This window comes from Mesorhizobium sp. B1-1-7 (assembly GCF_006442705.1).
GTDB classification, from domain to species: domain Bacteria; phylum Pseudomonadota; class Alphaproteobacteria; order Rhizobiales; family Rhizobiaceae; genus Mesorhizobium; species Mesorhizobium opportunistum.
The window spans coordinates 124,689-142,134 of the sequence record NZ_VFWQ01000005.1 but is presented as its reverse complement, the minus strand read 5'-3'; the positions used below and the strand labels follow the sequence as shown (position 1 = coordinate 142,134).

The 17,446-nt window shown below is 62.3% G+C and carries 17 protein-coding genes; 5 read left to right on the top strand and 12 right to left on the bottom strand.

Annotation, left to right across the window (positions count from 1 at the left end; translation table 11 throughout):
• Positions 1–45: 45 nt before the first annotated feature.
• On the bottom strand, positions 46–2,112 hold the full coding sequence (locus FJ978_RS09965; protein WP_181176761.1) for a GGDEF and EAL domain-containing protein: 2,067 nt from the start codon (positions 2,110–2,112) through the stop codon (positions 46–48).
• A gap of 228 nt (positions 2,113–2,340) precedes the next feature.
• Between FJ978_RS09965 and FJ978_RS09960 the strand changes: the two genes are divergently transcribed.
• On the top strand, positions 2,341–3,375 hold the full coding sequence (locus tag FJ978_RS09960; RefSeq protein WP_140572044.1) for a class I SAM-dependent methyltransferase: 1,035 nt from the start codon (positions 2,341–2,343) through the stop codon (positions 3,373–3,375).
• A gap of 147 nt (positions 3,376–3,522) precedes the next feature.
• Here FJ978_RS09960 and FJ978_RS09955 read toward each other — a convergent pair whose 3' ends face one another.
• The 3 genes from FJ978_RS09955 to FJ978_RS09945 form a co-directional block, all read right to left on the bottom strand.
• On the bottom strand, positions 3,523–3,753 hold the full coding sequence (locus FJ978_RS09955; protein ID WP_140572043.1) for a hypothetical protein: 231 nt from the start codon (positions 3,751–3,753) through the stop codon (positions 3,523–3,525).
• Between the two features lie 142 nt (positions 3,754–3,895).
• A complete protein-coding gene (locus FJ978_RS09950; RefSeq protein WP_140572042.1) occupies positions 3,896–4,189 on the bottom strand; it encodes an HlyU family transcriptional regulator in 294 nt (97 codons plus the stop codon).
• A 47-nt stretch (positions 4,190–4,236) separates the two neighbouring features.
• Positions 4,237–4,878 carry a TetR/AcrR family transcriptional regulator gene (locus tag FJ978_RS09945; RefSeq protein WP_140572041.1) on the bottom strand — a complete coding sequence of 214 codons (642 nt, stop codon included), beginning with the start codon at positions 4,876–4,878 and terminating at the stop codon, positions 4,237–4,239.
• Between the two features lie 182 nt (positions 4,879–5,060).
• Here FJ978_RS09945 and FJ978_RS09940 point away from each other — a divergent pair, with 182 nt between their 5' ends.
• Together FJ978_RS09940 and FJ978_RS09935 are read left to right on the top strand one after the other, a co-directional pair.
• Positions 5,061–5,738 (top strand): PspA/IM30 family protein, encoded by a 678-nt coding sequence (locus FJ978_RS09940; RefSeq protein ID WP_140572040.1) that lies wholly within the window; start codon positions 5,061–5,063, stop codon positions 5,736–5,738.
• A gap of 55 nt (positions 5,739–5,793) precedes the next feature.
• On the top strand, positions 5,794–6,054 hold the full coding sequence (locus tag FJ978_RS09935; RefSeq protein ID WP_023779112.1) for a YiaA/YiaB family inner membrane protein: 261 nt from the start codon (positions 5,794–5,796) through the stop codon (positions 6,052–6,054).
• 268 nt (positions 6,055–6,322) lie between these two features.
• Here the strand turns inward: FJ978_RS09935 and FJ978_RS09930 are convergent, their stop codons facing one another.
• The 7 genes from FJ978_RS09930 to FJ978_RS09895 all read right to left on the bottom strand — a co-directional run bounded on the left by FJ978_RS09930 (position 6,323) and on the right by FJ978_RS09895 (position 13,504).
• Positions 6,323–7,012: a PadR family transcriptional regulator gene (locus FJ978_RS09930; protein ID WP_140572039.1), complete on the bottom strand. Its 690-nt coding sequence runs from the start codon at positions 7,010–7,012 to the stop codon at positions 6,323–6,325.
• A gap of 152 nt (positions 7,013–7,164) precedes the next feature.
• The gene (locus FJ978_RS09925) at positions 7,165–7,533 is read right to left on the bottom strand and encodes a DCC1-like thiol-disulfide oxidoreductase family protein (RefSeq protein WP_013893644.1); all 369 of its coding nucleotides are present in this window, start codon (positions 7,531–7,533) and stop codon (positions 7,165–7,167) included.
• A gap of 19 nt (positions 7,534–7,552) precedes the next feature.
• Positions 7,553–7,822 (bottom strand): DUF333 domain-containing protein, encoded by a 270-nt coding sequence (locus FJ978_RS09920; RefSeq protein WP_013893643.1) that lies wholly within the window; start codon positions 7,820–7,822, stop codon positions 7,553–7,555.
• Positions 7,823–7,929: 107 nt separating this feature from the next.
• On the bottom strand, positions 7,930–8,223 hold the full coding sequence (locus FJ978_RS09915; protein WP_013893642.1) for a GYD domain-containing protein: 294 nt from the start codon (positions 8,221–8,223) through the stop codon (positions 7,930–7,932).
• A 352-nt stretch (positions 8,224–8,575) separates the two neighbouring features.
• Positions 8,576–10,600 carry an RNA polymerase sigma factor RpoD gene (rpoD, locus tag FJ978_RS09910; RefSeq protein ID WP_013893641.1) on the bottom strand — a complete coding sequence of 675 codons (2,025 nt, stop codon included), beginning with the start codon at positions 10,598–10,600 and terminating at the stop codon, positions 8,576–8,578.
• A gap of 439 nt (positions 10,601–11,039) precedes the next feature.
• Positions 11,040–12,986 carry a DNA primase gene (gene dnaG, locus FJ978_RS09900; protein ID WP_140572037.1) on the bottom strand — a complete coding sequence of 649 codons (1,947 nt, stop codon included), beginning with the start codon at positions 12,984–12,986 and terminating at the stop codon, positions 11,040–11,042.
• Between the two features lie 137 nt (positions 12,987–13,123).
• Positions 13,124–13,504, bottom strand: coding sequence for an RcnB family protein (locus FJ978_RS09895; protein WP_140572036.1), 381 nt, complete (start codon positions 13,502–13,504; stop codon positions 13,124–13,126).
• 403 nt (positions 13,505–13,907) lie between these two features.
• Between FJ978_RS09895 and FJ978_RS09890 the strand changes: the two genes are divergently transcribed.
• On the top strand, positions 13,908–15,572 hold the full coding sequence (locus FJ978_RS09890; RefSeq protein WP_013893638.1) for a Na/Pi cotransporter family protein: 1,665 nt from the start codon (positions 13,908–13,910) through the stop codon (positions 15,570–15,572).
• A 92-nt stretch (positions 15,573–15,664) separates the two neighbouring features.
• On the opposite strand, the gene FJ978_RS32760 is transcribed toward FJ978_RS09890, so the two are convergent.
• Positions 15,665–15,817, bottom strand: a complete 153-nt coding sequence (locus tag FJ978_RS32760; protein WP_181180394.1) for a hypothetical protein — start codon at positions 15,815–15,817, stop codon at positions 15,665–15,667.
• A gap of 439 nt (positions 15,818–16,256) precedes the next feature.
• Between FJ978_RS32760 and FJ978_RS09885 the strand changes: the two genes are divergently transcribed.
• Entirely contained in the window at positions 16,257–17,441 is a 1,185-nt protein-coding gene (locus FJ978_RS09885) for an MFS transporter (protein ID WP_140572035.1), read from the top strand.
• The last annotated feature ends 5 nt before the right edge of the window (positions 17,442–17,446 follow it).

Below are 17,446 nucleotides of genomic sequence, written 5' to 3'. Positions count from 1 at the left end.
GGGGCGCTTGGCGAAGCCAGTCTTCGCCAAGGGCCTATGGCATTGTTATGCCGACTTGAGGACCGTGAATGGCCGTCTTTGGACGGCCCGGTTTGCCTGGACGTTTGCGGCGGGGACGGGACGGCCGACATGGAAGCCCTGGACCTTGTCGATGCCGAACTCACGCATGAGGGCCATCTGCTCTTCGGTTTCCACGCCCTCGACCAGGATCTTGTGGCCGCGATTTCGCACCAGGGCAATAATGTCCTGCAGCATCGCCTTGCCGTTCGGCGTGGCGCAGTCGTGAAGGAACGAGCGGTCGATCTTCACAGTGTCGAAATCGATCAGGCGAAGCCACGAAAGGCCAGCGAAGCCGGTACCGAAGTCATCGAGCCAGATCTTGATCCCCAGCAGCTTCAGGTCGCTGATGCAGCGGAGGATATCCGAGTGCATCTCCATCTCCAGCCCTTCGGTGATTTCGAAGGCCAGCCTGTTGCCGGTCACGCCGGTCTCGCCCAGAATGGTCGCGACGGACGCGGCGAAGCCAGGTGTCTTGAGCTGGATCGGAGAGACGTTGACACTGACGAGACGGACGTGATCGTCCGCCAGGAGTTCGGCACATACCGTCCTTATGGCCCAGCGTCCGAGTTCCAGAATCGACCCGGTCCGTTCCGCGACGGGAATGAACAGGCTCGGCGGAACCAATGTGCCGTCGAGCATCTTGAGGCGCATCAGCGCCTCCACGGCTTCAACCCGGCCTGAGGCGACGTCCTTGATTGGTTGATAGACGAGTGAAACGAGATCCTGCCCGATCGCGATCTTCAGCAGGGCCGCGAGGTTCTCGCTCTCGTCGCTGCTCTGGGGGTCCGTTGGATCGAACAGCCGGGCACAATTTCGACCGCCGGCCTTTGCCAGATAGAGCGCGCGATCGGCCTCGTGGATGATCTTCTCCAGCTTGGCGCCAGTCTGCTTCCTGGTGAAGGCGGCGCCAACGCTCGCCGTCACGATCGAGATGCCGTCTCGCCGCAACTCGTGGGCAATCGCCAGGTTCTCCACCGTGCGGCAGATGGCTTCCGCAAGATCCGCGACCTGGTCTTTCTTCTCCATGCGGGCAAGCACGATGAATTCTTCGCCGCCATAGCGGCCGATCGAACCATTATATTGCTTGATCATGTCGCTGAGGGCGTTGGCGACTTGGATCAGGCAGCGGTCCCCCTCCTGATGGCCATAGCAGTCATTGAATTTCTTGAAGAAGTCCACATCGATCAGGATCGCCACAAAACCGGTGCCAAGCTTTTGCCAGTCGTTCCAGTAGTCGCGCAGCTTCTCGTCGATCGCCCGCCGGTTCTCCAGACCTGTAAGCGGATCGGTCCGCGACAGTCTCAGCAGGGCCTTGCCGCGTTCGGTGGCTTCCTTGTGCTGAATTCTGGCTTCCAACGCGTTCAGGAAGACGTTGTAGCGCTCCTCATTCAGTTTCCAGTTCACATATGACGTGAATGCGAAACACGATATGTAGAAAGTCGCAAATACCATTTTGTACACAGGTGTAGAGGGCATGTAATAATTTACGACGTACAATATACACAAAATTATAGTGGAGGTTATGATGGAGATCTTGAACCTGAATGTAAAAAATAGATTGGCGCTCATCATGAATATGGTGCCGAAGACCATATAGTAAGAGACGCTCTCCTTGTCTGCGCTCATGACTGCCGGACACAACCAGCCGACATAGCCAAAGATGATGGCCGCGGCGCAAGTCACGTCAAGCCATCCCGTCGCGGCTCGCCGGCGAAGCTGTCCTTCCAGGATCAGAAGCGCGGTCAAGCCAACCGCGAAGCGCGCCGCGATCGTACGGGCAGCCACATCCGGGATCAGCAGCAGATCCGTTAGGGAGAACAGGACGTAGATGGCAACAGCGATCCAAAGCCCCGGTCTGGCTTCCTTTCTTCGCTTCGCCTGGGCTTCGGTGCGGTAGAGGGTTCGGAGTTCGTAGGGGCCCAGTTCGTAGCGCGGTTCGAACGGCTCCGCATGCGCTATGTCGGCCAGTCCAGGCGACACGCGTTCGCTCGCGATCCCCCCCAGGGAAGGGGGGTCAAGCGTTCCGGCCTCTCTTCTCGTTTCTGCCCCCACGCGGGCCGGCTCCTCAGGACGCGACAGCGATTGCGATGCACAAAATCATGCAATCGTGCAGCACAAGTTTCGGTTAACTCAAACCCGGAATTCGACTTGGACGGCACCCAACGACCCAAGATGGTTAGCGGGAAATTAATCATAACTATAAAATGCCCGCGAGCCGACATTGGCAAACCAAGCATTCTACGTAATAAGTTAACTGACTGTTAACTATGGAGTCTTGGTGTGCAAACTGTGTTTGACGGCAAAAGCCTGATTACTGCCGAAATGATCGCCGGGAGCCTGCGCCGCGGAAGGCCCGAGCAGCATGGCGAAGCGTTCGAAACCGCTCGCGTCGAGCTGGCGCTCGTTCTCCACACGGCGCATCAGCAGATCGAACAGGGAAAAAATCCTGCCGAGATCATTCGCCGTCTGATGTCGCTTCTCGAAGCGATGCGTTCCAGGCTCCATCCCGACGTCTGGCAAGCCTTGATACCGGTGGCGCAGAACCATCCGATCCTGGAATATTTTCTCGAGGACCCGCTGACGCGGTGGTCCTTCAACAAGCCCAGGGGCTATGCCGGCGACGCGCAGTTGCTCGACTACATCTATTGTGATCCGCACGTGGCCGAGAGCGTGGCCAACGCCTCGGAGATCGGCAAGGCGCTATACACCCATACCCAGGACGTGCCGTCATGCGTCGCGGCACGGGAACGGCGCGATCTCTTGACCCGCTATGTCGACGAGATTGCAGCCAAGAGCGGACCGCAGACCGAGGTCTTGGCAATCGCGGCCGGTCATTTGCGTGAAGCCAATCGCTCCGTCGCCCTGGCCGAGGGCCGCCTCAAGCGCTGGGTTGCGCTCGATCAGGATCCTCAGAGCGTCGGGTTGATCGCGCGCGACTTCCAGGGCACCGCGATCGAAGCCGTCGACGGCTCGGTGCGGACCGTGCTCACCAGGGGCCACAAGATGGGCAAGTTCGACTTCATCTACGCCTCCGGCCTTTACGACTACCTCCAGCACAACGTCGCCGTGAAACTCACCAAGACCTGCCTTCAGATGCTGAAGCCGAACGGAACGTTCCTGTTCGCCAACTACGCGGAAGGCAACCCCGATGCCGGGTACCGGGAAATGTTCATGGACTGGGTGCTGCTGCTGCGCTCCGAGGTCGACATGTGGAACGTCGTCAACGCCAGCGTCGATCGCAACACGGTCGAGGCGCGGGTCTTCTTCGGCGAGAACCGCAACGTGCTCTACGCGGTCATCGAAAAGCGCGGATAGCAACCGTCTGGATTGCGCACCGGCCGGGATGAGACCTCGGCCGGTGTGTGTTTTGGCTGGGCGTGATGATGTTCGACGCTCACGCGAACTGCCACTGGCCGTTCATCGGCCTCATCGTCCGTGGCGATCGCCCCGCCCGCGGTTCGGCTAGTCCGAAAACTTCACGCTCACGCCGCGCTGCCTGAAATAAGCTTGCATCAGCTTGCGGCCCGATCGGTTGCTTTGCGCCAACTTGGTCGGATCGAACACCGCCTCTTTTATCCCCTCTCGTGTCAGCGCTGCCTTGAGCGTCGCGATATGCGCGTCGATTTCGGCATTGTCCGCCCGCAGCGAGGCATAGATATTTTCGGTCGCCTCGGCCACGGTCAGTTCGCTCACGGGTGTCGTCCTCTGGTTTGTTTGGCGGCGGCTTAGCACAGATTCGCGGCTCCGCCGACCCCGATGGGACCATCAGTGCACAGCGCCTAGATTTTGGTAGGTCCGTCCTGATTGGCCCGACGGCAACGCCGCGGTCTGCACCCTATCCGAAAATCCGCTCGCCCTGTTCATCGACCAGTTGGATGCCCTTCTTGATCGAAATGTCGACGGCGTCGTCGAGCCCGGCAAAGCGGTCGGCGCGGATGAACTTGTGTTCTTTGACCACGCCGTCGACCTCCTTGGAGACGACGCCGCAGGTCTGGTACTGGCCATCGGCCTTGTAGGGCGTGGCGCTGATCAGGAAACCCTTGTGCTCGACCTGCTTGGCCGGTGCCGCACTCGTGGGCTCGGTCGCCTCGCCCCCGCCGCCGCCGAAAAGACGTTTCAGAAAAGACATCGCTCAAATCTCCTTATTCGCCCTGCAAACCGCAGCTTGTTCGCGATTCACGACGCTGTTGTCCCAGCATGCGCGAATGTGCCGCCGCGTTCCAGCCCCCTGATGAAGACGGAGACCAGAAGCTCGATCTGCCGGTCGATCTCGTCAGCCTGCCCGCGCACGGATCTCGCCGCATAGCCGCTGGTGACGATGCCATGCACGCTTGACCATAGTGTGCGCGCGGCAATGCGGCGCGTATCGTCGTCGAGGTCCAAGTCACCGCCGGTGAGCACGCCGGAGATGATCTCGAACAACTGGTCGAGCCGCGCTTCATAGGCATCCGGCTCGGTCAGCGTCGGGCGACGCCTGTTGAAGGCAAGCAGTGCCGGCCAACTGCCGGGATGCGCCTCGACAAAGCGCACATAGGCGCCGGCCAGCGCCAGCAGGCGTTGCCGCACGTCGGTGATGCCTCGCTTGCCGAGATCGGCCATCGCCGCCGACCCCGCGGCGCCCAGTCGGTCGAGCAGCCGCATGTTGACGGCACGGTGCACACCGTCGAGATCGGAAAACAGATTGTAGACCGAGCCGACCGAGATGCCCGCCTGCTCGGCGATGGTCCTCGCCTTCAGATTGTCCATGCCGCCTTCGTTGAGCAGCGCCTCGGCAATGGCCAGCACCCGCTCGCCCGTCTCTTCCTTGTCCAGTGCCATTTCAGTCCTTGTGAATGCGCTTGCCTTGCGGGATCGGCATGCTGTTTCGCCCCCGACCTTCCCTCCTTTACCATATTCGGGATTTCGTGAACAGCGTTCAAAAGTACCTTGAACAATGTTCATCTCCTGCTATGCTGGCTTCGTGAACAATGTTCACGCCAAAATTCGAAGGGAGAAGAACCATGCTTAGCCTGATCAGGACATTGCTCGACGGCGCCAGCGCACGGGCGGAGGACGGCCTCAAGGATCGCTTCGCCATCGACCTTCTGGCGCAGCGCATCCGCGACGCCGAGGCGGGACTTGCCGCCGCCAAGCAGACACTGGCCACGCTGATCGTGCGCCAGCGTGCCGAACAGGCCAGTCTCGGCCAGCTCGACCGCCGCCACGCCGATCTCGAAACACGCACGATCAGCGCGCTCGCCGCCGGCAACAACGGGCTGGCCGAAAGCGGTGCCACGGCCGTCGCCGAGCTGGAGAATGAACGCGAGGTCCGCCGCGCCACCGTGCCGAGCCTTGGCGAAAAGACGTTGCGGATGCGCGTTTCGGTGGAGCGGGTGCATCGCCGCATCATCGACCTCAACCAGGGCATGATCTCGGCCCGGGCCATCGATGCCGAGCGCAAGGCGCAGTCGCGCCTCGTCAGGTCGATCGGTCAGTCGGCGAGCCTCAACGACGCCGAGGAGCTTCTGGCCCGCATCAAGGCCGGCAGCGACCCATTCGAGGAGGCCGGCATCCTCGACGAGATCGACGGCGAGCTGCGTCACGAAGCGATCCGCGACCGCCTTGCCGATGCCGGCCACGGCCCGGCGATGAAGGTGCGCGCCAAGGACGTGCTCGAGCGCCTGAAGACCATCAACTGAAAAACAGCCTTCCAGACCTTGTTCCATCGACATCACCAACCAATGGAGAACACCAATGAACGCCAATCAGACCTACATCATGTTCAACACCGCTTCGGTCGGTGCCGCCTATTTCATGCTCGGCCTGTCGCTCTGGCTGGCGCCGGTCGACCTGGCGACCAAGGGCTACTGGGCCATGGGCATCCTGCTGCTCACCGGCAGCCTGGTGAACCTGGTCAAGTACCGCACCGACGAACGCCTGTCGGCCGAGATGACCGCCAAGATCGAGAAGGCGCGCAACGAAAAGCTGATCAGCGAATATGTCGGCAAGGAATGATGCCGGCACACCTGAAGAAAAAAGCCCGGTCACCCGGGCTTTTTTGGGGCTTTGCAGAACTTGGTTTCCTCGCCCCCATGTAATGGGGGAGAGGTGGCCGCGAAGCGGTCGGAGAGGGGCTGCGGCGTGGGCGAGTTTCCTCAGAATTCGTTAGAGGTCGAGCCACTCCCCCTCTCCGTCTCGGCTTCGCCGAGCCACCTCTCCCCCGCTTTGCGGGGGCGAGGAACCCAATCCTCGCCCAGTCGGCGCCCGATGCCGCCCGATTACGTCACTTGTGCGACAGCGCTTCCAGCGCTTCCGCGGCGGCTTCGAGAATGGCGATCGCCTCGGCCTGCTTTTCAGCCGGGGCATCGACGATGTCGCCGAGCGCCGCGCGCAGCCGGTGGCGGATGGCGCGGAATTCGTCACGCGTTTCCGAGCGCTCACCACGCCCGCCGCGGCCACCGCGCCGATCCTCGCCATCGTCGTCCCAGCCGAACCAGTCGCGCGCCTTGGCCATCTTGCGGCCGAAGCGCTCGAGATGGTCGAGCACGCCGTCGATCATCTCGCGGTTGTCGGCAAGATGCGCCTGCCCGGCCTCGGTGATGGAAAACACCTTCTTGTTGCCTTCGCTCGACGAGACGGCATAGCCGGCCTCTTCCAGGAAGGTCAGGGTCGGATAGACCACGCCCGGGCTCGGGCTGTAGATGCCGCTGGTGCGCTCTTCCAGCGCCTTGATGATGTCGTAGCCGTGGCGCGGCGCCTCGGCCAGCAGCGACAGTGTGATCAGCTTGAGGTCGCCGTCGGCCAGAATGCGCCCGGCGCGGAACATGTCGCCCGGGCCACCGCGCCCACCACCGCGACCGCCATGGCCGAACGGGCCAAAGCCGCCGCCCCCTCTGCCACCAAATTTGCCGGCCATGTGCATGAACATGCGTTCGCCGAAATGACCGCGCCCGAAATGATTGTCTTTGTGCATTGATTGCTCCTTGAGTTCTATCTTACGATATATCTCAATTAGGTTCGCGCCCTTGCGGAGTCAAGATATATCTTACGATGTATCTAAATGCGCCGCCAGCCCAATCTCTTCGGGTCAGGGCTGCGGCGTTCCGGGCGGCGACGGGAAATCCGCTACCAGCGGCCGTTACGCCGGTTCCAGGCATAGAGCAGGTCGGCGAAGCGATCGTAGGCAAACCGCGTCAGCGGCAAGGTCAACCGGTTGCCGAATAGGCCCGCCAGCCAGCCCTCGCCCGGCGTCACCTGCCACACGGCAATCGCCACATCGGCGCCGACCAGCAAGCGGCCATCCGCGTCGGTGGCGTGCAACCGGCGGCGGATGTCCTCCAGCGAGGCCCCAAATCCGGTGAGCGCCGCCGGTTCCAGGTTGATGTCGCGAAATTCGATCCGGCCGGCCTTGACCGCTTCGATCAGCCGGCGCTTCTGCCTGACGATGCCCGCATCGCAGACCGGGCAGCGCGTGTTGTACCAGACGGTCAGCAAGGGTGTGGTTCTATCATGGTCATTTGCCGCGCATGGCCGCCTTCGGCCCGACGCATTTGTCGTCGCGAAACAGCGCCCACTCCTCGCACAGGCGCCCGTTGGGCAAGCGGCAGAATCCATATTCGTTGCCGGCCTTGTCCTTCCTGATTGTCAGGCGCCCGCCAACCTCCCCGCAATGGACGGATGCTGGATTGGCCATGCCGACCGGTTTTTGCGCGGCGGCGCTGGCATGGATCGGCATCAAGGACAACGCGGCAAGGCCGATGGCCAACATCGAAGAATTGCTCATCGCGATCTCCCTCGCCGCATTCTATCACGGCGAGGCGTCCCGTCCTGCGGCAAAGCGCCGTCAAGCCGGCACCCGGTTGTCGACTTCCGGAAACCCTGCCGGTCGCTTCATCCAAGCGAAGTGATGATCTCGCGATAAGCGAATTCAGGGAAGGCCTTCAGCGTTCGCGTCCGGATGTTGCCGCTCGCCGCCAACATCAGCGCGAAACGCGCCAGCACCGCATCGTCGGGCGCTTCGACCACCGCCACCATGTCGTATTCGCCCATGGTCAGGTAGAACGATTTGAACGATCCGCCCATCTCGCCAAGCTGCTTCCTGGCCGCGTCGAGCCGCTTGGGCGAGTCGCGAACGTTTTTCGCGCCCTGCTCGGTCCAGGTCATCAGCATGATGTAGGTCGTCATGGCACACCTCCCTCCGGGGCCACGGAGCACGGCGGCTTCGCCGGGGCGGGCATCCGGGTTGTCGCCCAGAAAATGCATCCGACGCGAAATTATCCTCCCGCAACGAGCGTCCCGCAAGCACCTATTCATGCCATCATTTGCAGGCTTGAGGCGACAGTCGTCGGCGACCAAGGAAAGCCCGTTCAAAAACCCGCCCGATTGCGGCAATCTCCTTCGCGGCCATGGCGGAAATCCCAGGCTGACATCCGAGACCGATCCACCGCCGGAGGGCTTCATGCGCAACCGCCTGAAACGAAAAAGGGCGCCAGTCGGCGCCCTCAATTCTTCGCGGAGATAAATCCCGACTCCCAGCTCAGCTGTCGAGGAAGCTGCGCAGCTTGCGCGACCGGCTCGGATGCTTGAGCTTGCGCAGCGCCTTGGCTTCGATCTGGCGGATGCGCTCGCGGGTGACCGAAAACTGCTGGCCGACTTCTTCCAGCGTGTGGTCTGTGTTCATGCCGATGCCGAAGCGCATTCTGAGCACACGCTCCTCGCGCGGCGTCAGCGAGGCGAGCACCCGCGTGGTGGTCTCGCGCAGGTTGGCCTGGATCGCCGCGTCGATCGGCAGGATCGCCATCTTGTCCTCGATGAAATCGCCCAGATGCGAATCCTCCTCGTCACCGACCGGCGTTTCGAGCGAGATCGGCTCCTTGGCGATCTTCAGCACCTTGCGCACTTTTTCGAGCGGCATGGCGAGCTTTTCGGCCAGTTCCTCCGGCGTCGGCTCGCGGCCGATCTCGTGCAGCATCTGGCGCGAGGTGCGCACGATCTTGTTGATCGTCTCGATCATGTGCACCGGGATGCGGATGGTGCGCGCCTGGTCGGCGATCGAACGGGTGATCGCCTGCCGGATCCACCATGTCGCGTAGGTCGAGAACTTGTAACCGCGGCGGTATTCGAATTTATCGACCGCCTTCATCAGGCCGATATTGCCTTCCTGGATAAGGTCGAGGAATTGCAGGCCGCGATTGGTGTATTTCTTGGCGATGGAGATGACGAGACGCAGATTGGCCTCGACCATTTCCTTCTTGGCGATCGCGGCCTCGCGCTCACCCTTCTGCACCTGGTTGACGATCTTGCGGAATTCCAGGATCGAGATCGCCGTTTCGGTGGCCAGATGCTGGATCTCGGCGCGCAGCTCCTTGATCGCATCCTTCTCGTTCTTGGTGAATTCCTTCCAGCCGCGCGAGGTCAGATTGCCGATCGCGCGCGTCCAGTTCGGGTCGAGCTCGGAACCCTGATATTCCTTCAGGAACTCCTCGCGGCGCACACCGTAGCTTTCGGCGAGCCGCAACAGCTTGCCTTCGTTCTGCACCAGCCGCTTGTTGATGTCGTAGAGCTGCTCGACCAGCGCCTCGATGCGCGCGGTGTTGAGCGACAGCGACTTCACCGCCTTGATCAGCTGGTCCTTCAGCTCCTTCAGCCGGCGGTCCTGGCTGGGCGACAGCGTGCCGGCCGCGGCCAGACGGTTCTCGACCTGCTGGTCCTGCAGCTTGCGCAGCTTCTTGTAGGTGTCGGCGATGACGTCGAGCGTCTCCATCACCTGCGGGCGCAGTTCCGCTTCCATCGCCGCCAGCGACAGGCTCGCCTCGTCCTCGTCTTCCTCGTCGTCATCCGTCAGGCCGCGCGTATCGGCGCCGACATTGGTGATGTCTTCTTCCTCGTCGCGGCCGCGGCGCGGCTTTTCCTCGGCCTTGGGAGCCTCCTCGATGCGTTCGACCACCGGAGCCTGCTTGGCTTCGGGACCGGCATAAGTGGCTTCCAGGTCGATGATCTCGCGCAGCAGGATCTTGGATTCGTTGAGCTCGTCACGCCAGATGATGATAGCCTGGAAGGTCAGCGGGCTTTCGCATAGGCCGGCGATCATCGTCTCGCGGCCGGCCTCGATGCGCTTTGCGATGGCGATTTCGCCTTCGCGCGACAGAAGCTCGACCGAGCCCATCTCGCGCAGGTACATGCGCACCGGATCGTCGGTGCGGTCGGTCGGCTCTTTCTTGGTCGTGGTGGCGGCGACCGCCGTGCCGGTCTGCTCGGCCAGCTCGTTGGCGTCTTCCTCGGCATCGGCCGCGGTATCGCCGGCCTCGGCTTCTTCGCCCTGCTCGTCATCCTCGACGACGTTGATGCCCATGTCGGACAGCATCGCCATCGTGTCCTCGATCTGCTCGGAGGTCACTTCCTCGGAAGGCAGCACCGAATTCAGCTCGTCCATGGTGACATAGCCGCGCTTCTTGGCGGCCTTGATCATCTTCTTGACAGCATCATCGGAAAGGTCGAGCAGAGGGCCATCGGTGGCGCCTTCGCGTTCGGTCTCGACCTCTTCCTTTTCCTTAGTCGCCATAGTTTTTATCTTCTCCTAGCGGCCGGACATCGGGGCCGCGTAAGCTGTCGGACCAGTCAAATCGGATACGCTCGTTTTTCTAAACGTGCTTCACCGGGCCACGAACCGCATCAACTCTATTGTTTGGTGCATGCCGTTGTCCCAAAACCGGTTTCCACTCTTGGGCGACCACTCTTGGGCGACATGCATTAAGTCCAGATTAACCCTGATATCTGTGGCAGGCGGCCTGCCTGTCCAGTGACCAGTACCTCACATCGCTGCATTCCCGTCGATGCGGGTGCGGGTTAACGTTTCGAATCGTCCTGATTCCGCCATTCTGTCCGAAGGTCAAGCGCCTGTCGCATGATTCGCATGAAAAAAGCGAATCAATTACCCGACTTAGCGCGCCCCGCCCGCTAAGGAGGCATGGCCGCGCTCTCATTCCTGCACTCAGCTGCACTTAGGCTCGCCCGGCCCTGCCCGACGAGACGCCGAATCCTTCGATCAGCGCTTCCGTCGCTTGTACATCCCTGAATTGCGCCTGAATTTCGATCAGATGGCGGAAGTTTTCGTCCGAGGGATCCGCTTCGAGCGCCGCCTCCGCCTGTTTCAGCTCCTTATGTAAGGTGCGCGCGCTGCGCTGCAAGTGCAACGCCTGGTTCAGAGCGTCGCGGGCATCGTCGAGTGCGGCTGTCTCCAGCGCCGGCCATTGCCGCGCCCGCCGGATCAGGCCGACGGCACGCTCCCAGATCTCGGCGCAGCCGGCACGCTCGATCGTCGCCACCACGGCTTGGCGGTCATTGGCCATGTCGTGCGCCATGGCGTCGAGGATGGCACCATGCAGCCGCTGCAGATCGGCATTGGCAAGGTCGAGGAACTCGACATGGGCGAAATTCTCGTCGATCAGCGGCGGGTGGTTGACCAGCGCGACGATGATCGTCGCCTCGCGCACCGACATCCCCTCGCCGCGCTTGACCAGCGCCGACTGGCCGAGGCTTTCGGTGATTGCCATGCGGCCGCTGCCAGCCTTGGCGAACTGCCCGCCGGGCGCGGCCGTCTTGCCCTGCCCGGGTTTCCAGTCCTGACGGCTTTGCCGGGCACCCCGCTGGGAGCCGAAGAAACTCAGCACCCGCTCGCGCATCTCTTGGCTGTAGTGATAGCGCAGGCTTTCGTCGCGGATGCGGCTGGTCAGTTCGCGCAGCGTCTTCTCGAGTTCGGCCCGCCGCTCCGGCGTGTCGAAGACGCCGCCCGCCGTCTCGCGCATCCACAACAGGTCGACCAGCGGCCGCGCGTCGGCCAGTACCGCGCGGAATGCATCCGGCCCTTCGGCCTTGACCAGGTCGTCGGGATCCTTGCCCTCCGGCAGCAGAGCGAAGCGCGCCGAGCGACCGGCCTGCACCGATGGCAGCGCGAGATCGGCGGCCCGCCATGCGGCCTTCAGCCCGGCCTTGTCGCCGTCGAAGCACAGCATCGGTTCCGGCGCCATGCGCCACAGAAGTTCGAGCTGGTTTTCGGTGAGCGCGGTGCCGAGCGGCGCCACGACATTCTCGAAGCCGGCCTGCGCCAGCGCGATCACGTCCATATAGCCTTCGACGGCGATGACCGTGCCGCCTTTGGCGAGCGCCCCCTTTGCCATCGCTTGGCGGGCGCGGGCGAAATTGTAGAGCACATTGCCCTTGTGGAAGAGCTCGGTGTCTGGCGAGTTCATGTATTTGGCCACCGCGTCGGCGGCGAGCGCGCGGCCGCCGAAGGCGATGATCTTGCCGCGCGAATCCGGGATCGGGAACATGATGCGGTCGCGGAACCAGTCATAGGAGACCGGGATATCGTCGCCGTGGCGGACCAGCCCGCAGGCCTCGATGTCCGCCTTCGGCACGCCTTTTGCGGCGAGATGCTCCTTCAGCGCATTGCGGCTGTCAGGGGCGAAGCCGAGCCGGAACGAATGTTGCGTCGCCGGCGTCAGCCCACGGTCGCGCAGATAGGCGCGGGCTTTTGCGCCTTCCGGTCCCTGCAGCCGCTCCTGGAAGAAAGCTGTCGCCATCTCCATGACGTCGGTCAGGCTGGCGCGTTCCTTCTCACGCTGTTCTTCCCGTTCGTCGCGGACCGGCATCGGCACGCCGGCCATGTCGGCGATCTTCTCGACCGCTTCGGGAAAGCTCAGTCCCTCGAGTTCGGTGAGGAACTTGAAATGGTCGCCCGAGACCGAGCAGCCGAAACAGTGGTAGCGCCCCTTCTTGTCCTCGCAGTGGAAGGATGGGCTCTTCTCGCCATGGAACGGGCAGCAGGCCCAATAGTCGCCGCGCGACGTATTGGTTTTCTTGCGATCCCACGCGACGCGCTGGCCGACGACCTGTGAAATCGGCACGCGGTCGCGGATCTCATCGAGAAAGGCGGGCGGAAAGCGCATTTAGGGAACTCGTTTCGCCACCATATAATCATGCCGGCGAAATCCGACGACCCCCAATACGGGCCATACCCGGTTTCCACAGGGCAAAAAGAAAGGCGGCCGTTGCGGGCCGCCTTCCAAGTCCAGCGCTGGGTGCTTTAGTGTGCGGCGAGCGCGCCGAAGATGACGCCGGAGAGGATGCCGACCAGCACATAGTCGTTGCCGACGCGGATCCATTCCTGGCCGGGACCCGGGCGGCGCAGGCCGTAGCGGCCGTAGTCGCGAACCGGCTGGTGCTGCCTCCAGCCGGAATATCGCTGGCCATTGCGCCAGTTGTTCCGCTTCACGATGACTTTCTTCTGAAAGACGCGCTTCTGGATGACGCGCTTCTTGACATCCCGGTGAGTCGGCTTCTGCCAGTCGACCTTGGTGTAATTCGACTGCGGCGCGACCGGTGCGTTGATCGGCGCGGCCTGGCCGGTGAGCGAGGTGGCGGCCAACATCGAGAAAGCAAGCGCGGAAAGGACAATGCGTTTCATGGGAAGTCTCCTTGGGTTGTCGATGTCCCGAGGAGTAGCGGTCAATGGATGAACTGAAACTGAACATCATCATTACAATTATGTAATGAATTCGCTAGCTTAGAACAGTGAGTTGAACAGTCCCGCAAAGACAGGCACCGAAAGCGCGGCGGAGCTGGCCGAACTGCCGTCCCGCCCGTGGCCCGGAAATGCAACCAATTTCGCCTCCGTCCATTTTCCGACACGGCCCGTCGCGCCCCCGTGGGCCCTTGAAATCGACAAAATTTTATTATCCGGCTAAAATATTCCAGCTATTATCCCTGCTATCATCAGTGACTGCCATGACCATGATTCGTACCCCAGCTTTCCGCCCTGCCCATCGTGCTGTCCGCATCGCGGCCCGTTCCTGCGTGCAGGTGCCACGATGAGCGGTTCCGTCGTCCTTCTGCATCTGGCCGGCGCCGTGGCGCTGATGCTGTTTGCCACCCGCATGGTCAAGACCGGCGTCGAACGCGCCTATGGCGATGTGCTGCGCCACAAATTGCGCGCCACCATGCGCAATCCGATCATGGCGGTGCTGGCCGGCACTGGCCTTGCGATCGCCTTGCAAAGCTCGACCGCGGTCACCCTGCTGGTCGGTTCCTTTGCTGGTTCCGGCATCGTCTCGGGTGCCGCGGGCCAATTGGCGGTGCGCGGCGCCGAGATCGGCTCTGCGCTCGTGGTCAAGCTCTTGACCTTCGATCTGACGCTGCTGGTGCCACTCTGCCTGATCACCGGCACGGTGATGTTCATGGCCACCGAGCGGCGCGACTGGCGCCAGACCGGCCGCATCCTGGTCGGCATCGGCCTTCTGATCCTGTCGCTGGAAATGATCGGCCAGGCGTCGGAGCCGTTGCGCAACAGCCAGCTCATGCCGGTCATCATCAACTACTTCTCCAGCGATTCCATCACCGCCTATCTGCTGGCGGCGCTGATCACCTGGCTGTTCCAGTCCAGCATCGCGGCGGTCCTGCTGATGGCGACGCTTGCCGGGCGTGGCCTGATCAGCCCCGAACTCGGCGTCGTCCTCATCCTTGGCGTCAATCTCGGTTCCTCGATCATCGCGCCGATGCTGACCCGTTCGGCCGGGCCCGCCGTGCGCGTCGTGCCGATCGGCAATCTCCTGATGCGCGGGCTGGGCTCCCTGGTCATGCTGGTCCTGTTCATGATCTTCAGGCCGCATGTCGGCTTCCTCGGCGCGACGGCGTCGGACCAGATCGTCAACGCCCACATCCTGTTCAACGTGATCATCCTGCTGGCCGGCCTGCCGCTGGCCGGTTTCGTCTATCGCGCTTCCGAGAAGATCGTGGCGCTCGGCACCAAAGCCGCGCCCGCCGCCTCGCTCGACGTCGTCGAGCTTTCCGCGCTCAACGAAAGCGCGCTCGATGTGCCAAGCCAGGCGCTGGCCAACGCCACGCGCGAGGTGGTGCGGGTGTGCGAGACGGTCGAGATCATGCTCAAACGCATCATCGAGCTCTACGAGAGCGCCGACGCCGACAAGATCAAGGCGCTGGCCGCGCTCGACGACCGCGTCGACCGTAAGCACGCGGCCATAAAGCTCTATCTTGCCAAGGTCACCAAGAATCCGCTGACCGAGGACGAGGCGCTGCGCTGCCAGGAACTGATCGGCGCCTGCGTCAAGCTGGAGCAGGTCGGCGACATCATCGTGCGCAACATGCTGGTGCATGTGAAGAAGAAATTCGACCGCGGCCTGGAATTCACCGACGAAGGCTGGAGCGAATTGTGCGCCTTCCACGGCTCGGTGCTGGCCAATGCCCGGCTTGCCTTCAACGTGCTGGTGTCGCGCGATCCCGAAACCGCCCGTCAGCTGGTGCTGGAAAAGGACCAGTTGCGTGACCGCGAGAAGGAAACGAGCGCCAGCCATTTCCTGCGGCTGCGCGAGGGTACCGCCAAGAGCGTCGAAACCAGCTCGATCCACCTCGACACCATCCGCGACCTGAAGCAGATCAACTCGCTGCTGGCGTCGATGGCCTATCCCGTCCTGGAAGAGCGCGGCCTGCTGACAGGATCGAGGTTGAAGGCGGGGTGATTGTGTTCGCGGTAAACGCTAGCGCATCCTCAAAACCATTCGCCGCTGACGCATCAATATTCAGCAACCGATGATCGCTAGCGGGTCCTGGTTTAATCGGAGGTGGATGACGGTTTCGGATCGCCAGCCAGACGAAGACCGACTTCGATGGCAAAGCGCACACCCGCCAACTGAAGCAGCAGTGTCATCGCAGCCGATATCTGGCTTATAGAGGCGCTGAACGCCGTCCATTTATGGGTATCCATTACGGGCTCTTGCGCAGCGTAGACCACCGATCAAACTGGCTAAAAATCTCAAAACCAATACTACAACGGCCATCTTCCAAACAAAATTAGCAACGCGCTCGATATCAACGCGTCGCAAATTCCAAATATTTTTTATCTTTAACACATCCCCCTCCTTATAGAATGAATTTCAGCAACGACGAACATCGACAGATAAACATATACCAGCACTATTGCGAGACCTAGAGGGTGCACCAGCAATTATTCGTGCCAAGCAAGTGCGGAATGATTCCACGCCATTGTGGTGGCGCTGACCAGAATTACGGCGCCTTCACGCCGGCATTGCGAGCACGTGTCGCGCGGGAACTCGATGAAGAAAACCTAAACCCACGCCCACAATTTCTGGATTGCCCGCAAGGCCCATCCGTGGTTTGAGGCCGTTCCAGCCAAGGCTTGTCCCATGTCGCTTCCACTCATCGCCCTGTTCATCGCCGCTTTCGCCTTCGGCACCACCGAATTCGTCATTGCCGGCGTGCTGCCGCAGGTGGCGCAGGGGCTCGGCGTTTCGGTTCCCACATCGGGTTATCTCGTCTCGGGCTACGCCTGCGGCATCGCCATTGGCGGACCGCTGCTGGCGCTCGCCACCAAATCGATCTCGCGCAAGACCTTGCTGCTCGGCCTCGCCATCGTCTTCACCATCGGCCAGGCGGCCTGCGCGCTGGCGCCGGACTTCACCTCGATGCTCTTGTTGCGCATTGCCGTCGCGGTCGCGCATGGCGCCTATTTCGGCGTCGCCATGGTGGTGGCGGTCGGCCTTGTGCGCGAGGACCAGCGTGGCATGGCGGTCGCCGTCATCCTGTCCGGACTGACCGTCTCCAACGTCATCGGCGTGCCGGCGGGCACCGCGATCGGCAACATCTGGGGCTGGCGCGCGACCTTCTGGGTGATGTGCGCGCTGGGCGTCGCGGCAACTTTTGCCATGGCCGCCCTTCTGCCGCGCACCACGGGATATCAAGCGAAGCATGCCGGCCTTGCCCGCGAGGTCCGCGTGCTGGCGCGCCAGCAGGTCTGGACCTCGCTGATCCTGATGCTGATGCTGATGATCGGCCAGTTCGGTCTGTTCACCTACATCACCCCGACATTGCTTGAGATCACCGGGCTGGACGAGGATGTGGTGCCCTGGGTGCTGCTGCTCAACGGCGTCGGCGCCACGCTCGGCGTCTTCCTCGGCGGCAAGCTCTCCGACTGGAAACTGATGCCCTCGCTGATCACGATGCTTGGCCTACAGGCGGTGACGCTGGCGGTGATCTATGCCGTCAGCCCCTATCCGCTGCCGATGATCGTGGCGATCGTCATCTGGGGCGGCCTCAACTTCGCCATCGGCACGCCGATCCAGACCCGCATCCTGGCCTGGACCGCGGACGCGTCGAACCTTGCCTCCTCGCTGATCCCGTCCGGCTTCAATGTCGGCATCGCGCTGGCGGCGTCGCTGGGTGCCGCCATGCTGAACAGCGGCTTCGGCTATCGCAGCCTGCCGCTGCTTGGCACTTTCGCGATGCTGGTCGCCGTGCTCGTGGCACTCGCCTCGTATCTTTGGGAAGCGCGCAGCAATGCCACGCCGCCGCTGACGGCCGCCGCCGAGTAGCGCCT

Bases quoted from the DNA above. Each gene is read 5' to 3' on its own strand.
- FJ978_RS09950 (WP_140572042.1), bottom strand. From the start codon at position 4,189: ATGTCTTTTCTGAAACGTCTTTTCGGCGGCGGCGGGGGCGAGGCGACC.
- FJ978_RS09945 (WP_140572041.1), bottom strand. From the start codon at position 4,878: ATGGCACTGGACAAGGAAGAGACGGGCGAGCGGGTGCTGGCCATTGCC.
- FJ978_RS09940 (WP_140572040.1), top strand. From the start codon at position 5,061: ATGCTTAGCCTGATCAGGACATTGCTCGACGGCGCCAGCGCACGGGCG.
- FJ978_RS09935 (WP_023779112.1), top strand. From the start codon at position 5,794: ATGAACGCCAATCAGACCTACATCATGTTCAACACCGCTTCGGTCGGT.
- FJ978_RS09930 (WP_140572039.1), bottom strand. From the start codon at position 7,012: ATGCACAAAGACAATCATTTCGGGCGCGGTCATTTCGGCGAACGCATG.
- FJ978_RS09920 (WP_013893643.1), bottom strand. From the start codon at position 7,822: ATGAGCAATTCTTCGATGTTGGCCATCGGCCTTGCCGCGTTGTCCTTG.
- FJ978_RS09915 (WP_013893642.1), bottom strand. From the start codon at position 8,223: ATGACGACCTACATCATGCTGATGACCTGGACCGAGCAGGGCGCGAAA.
- rpoD (WP_013893641.1), bottom strand. From the start codon at position 10,600: ATGGCGACTAAGGAAAAGGAAGAGGTCGAGACCGAACGCGAAGGCGCC.
- dnaG (WP_140572037.1), bottom strand. From the start codon at position 12,986: ATGCGCTTTCCGCCCGCCTTTCTCGATGAGATCCGCGACCGCGTGCCG.
- FJ978_RS09895 (WP_140572036.1), bottom strand. From the start codon at position 13,504: ATGAAACGCATTGTCCTTTCCGCGCTTGCTTTCTCGATGTTGGCCGCC.
- FJ978_RS09890 (WP_013893638.1), top strand. From the start codon at position 13,908: ATGAGCGGTTCCGTCGTCCTTCTGCATCTGGCCGGCGCCGTGGCGCTG.
- FJ978_RS32760 (WP_181180394.1), bottom strand. From the start codon at position 15,817: ATGGATACCCATAAATGGACGGCGTTCAGCGCCTCTATAAGCCAGATA.
- FJ978_RS09885 (WP_140572035.1), top strand. From the start codon at position 16,257: ATGTCGCTTCCACTCATCGCCCTGTTCATCGCCGCTTTCGCCTTCGGC.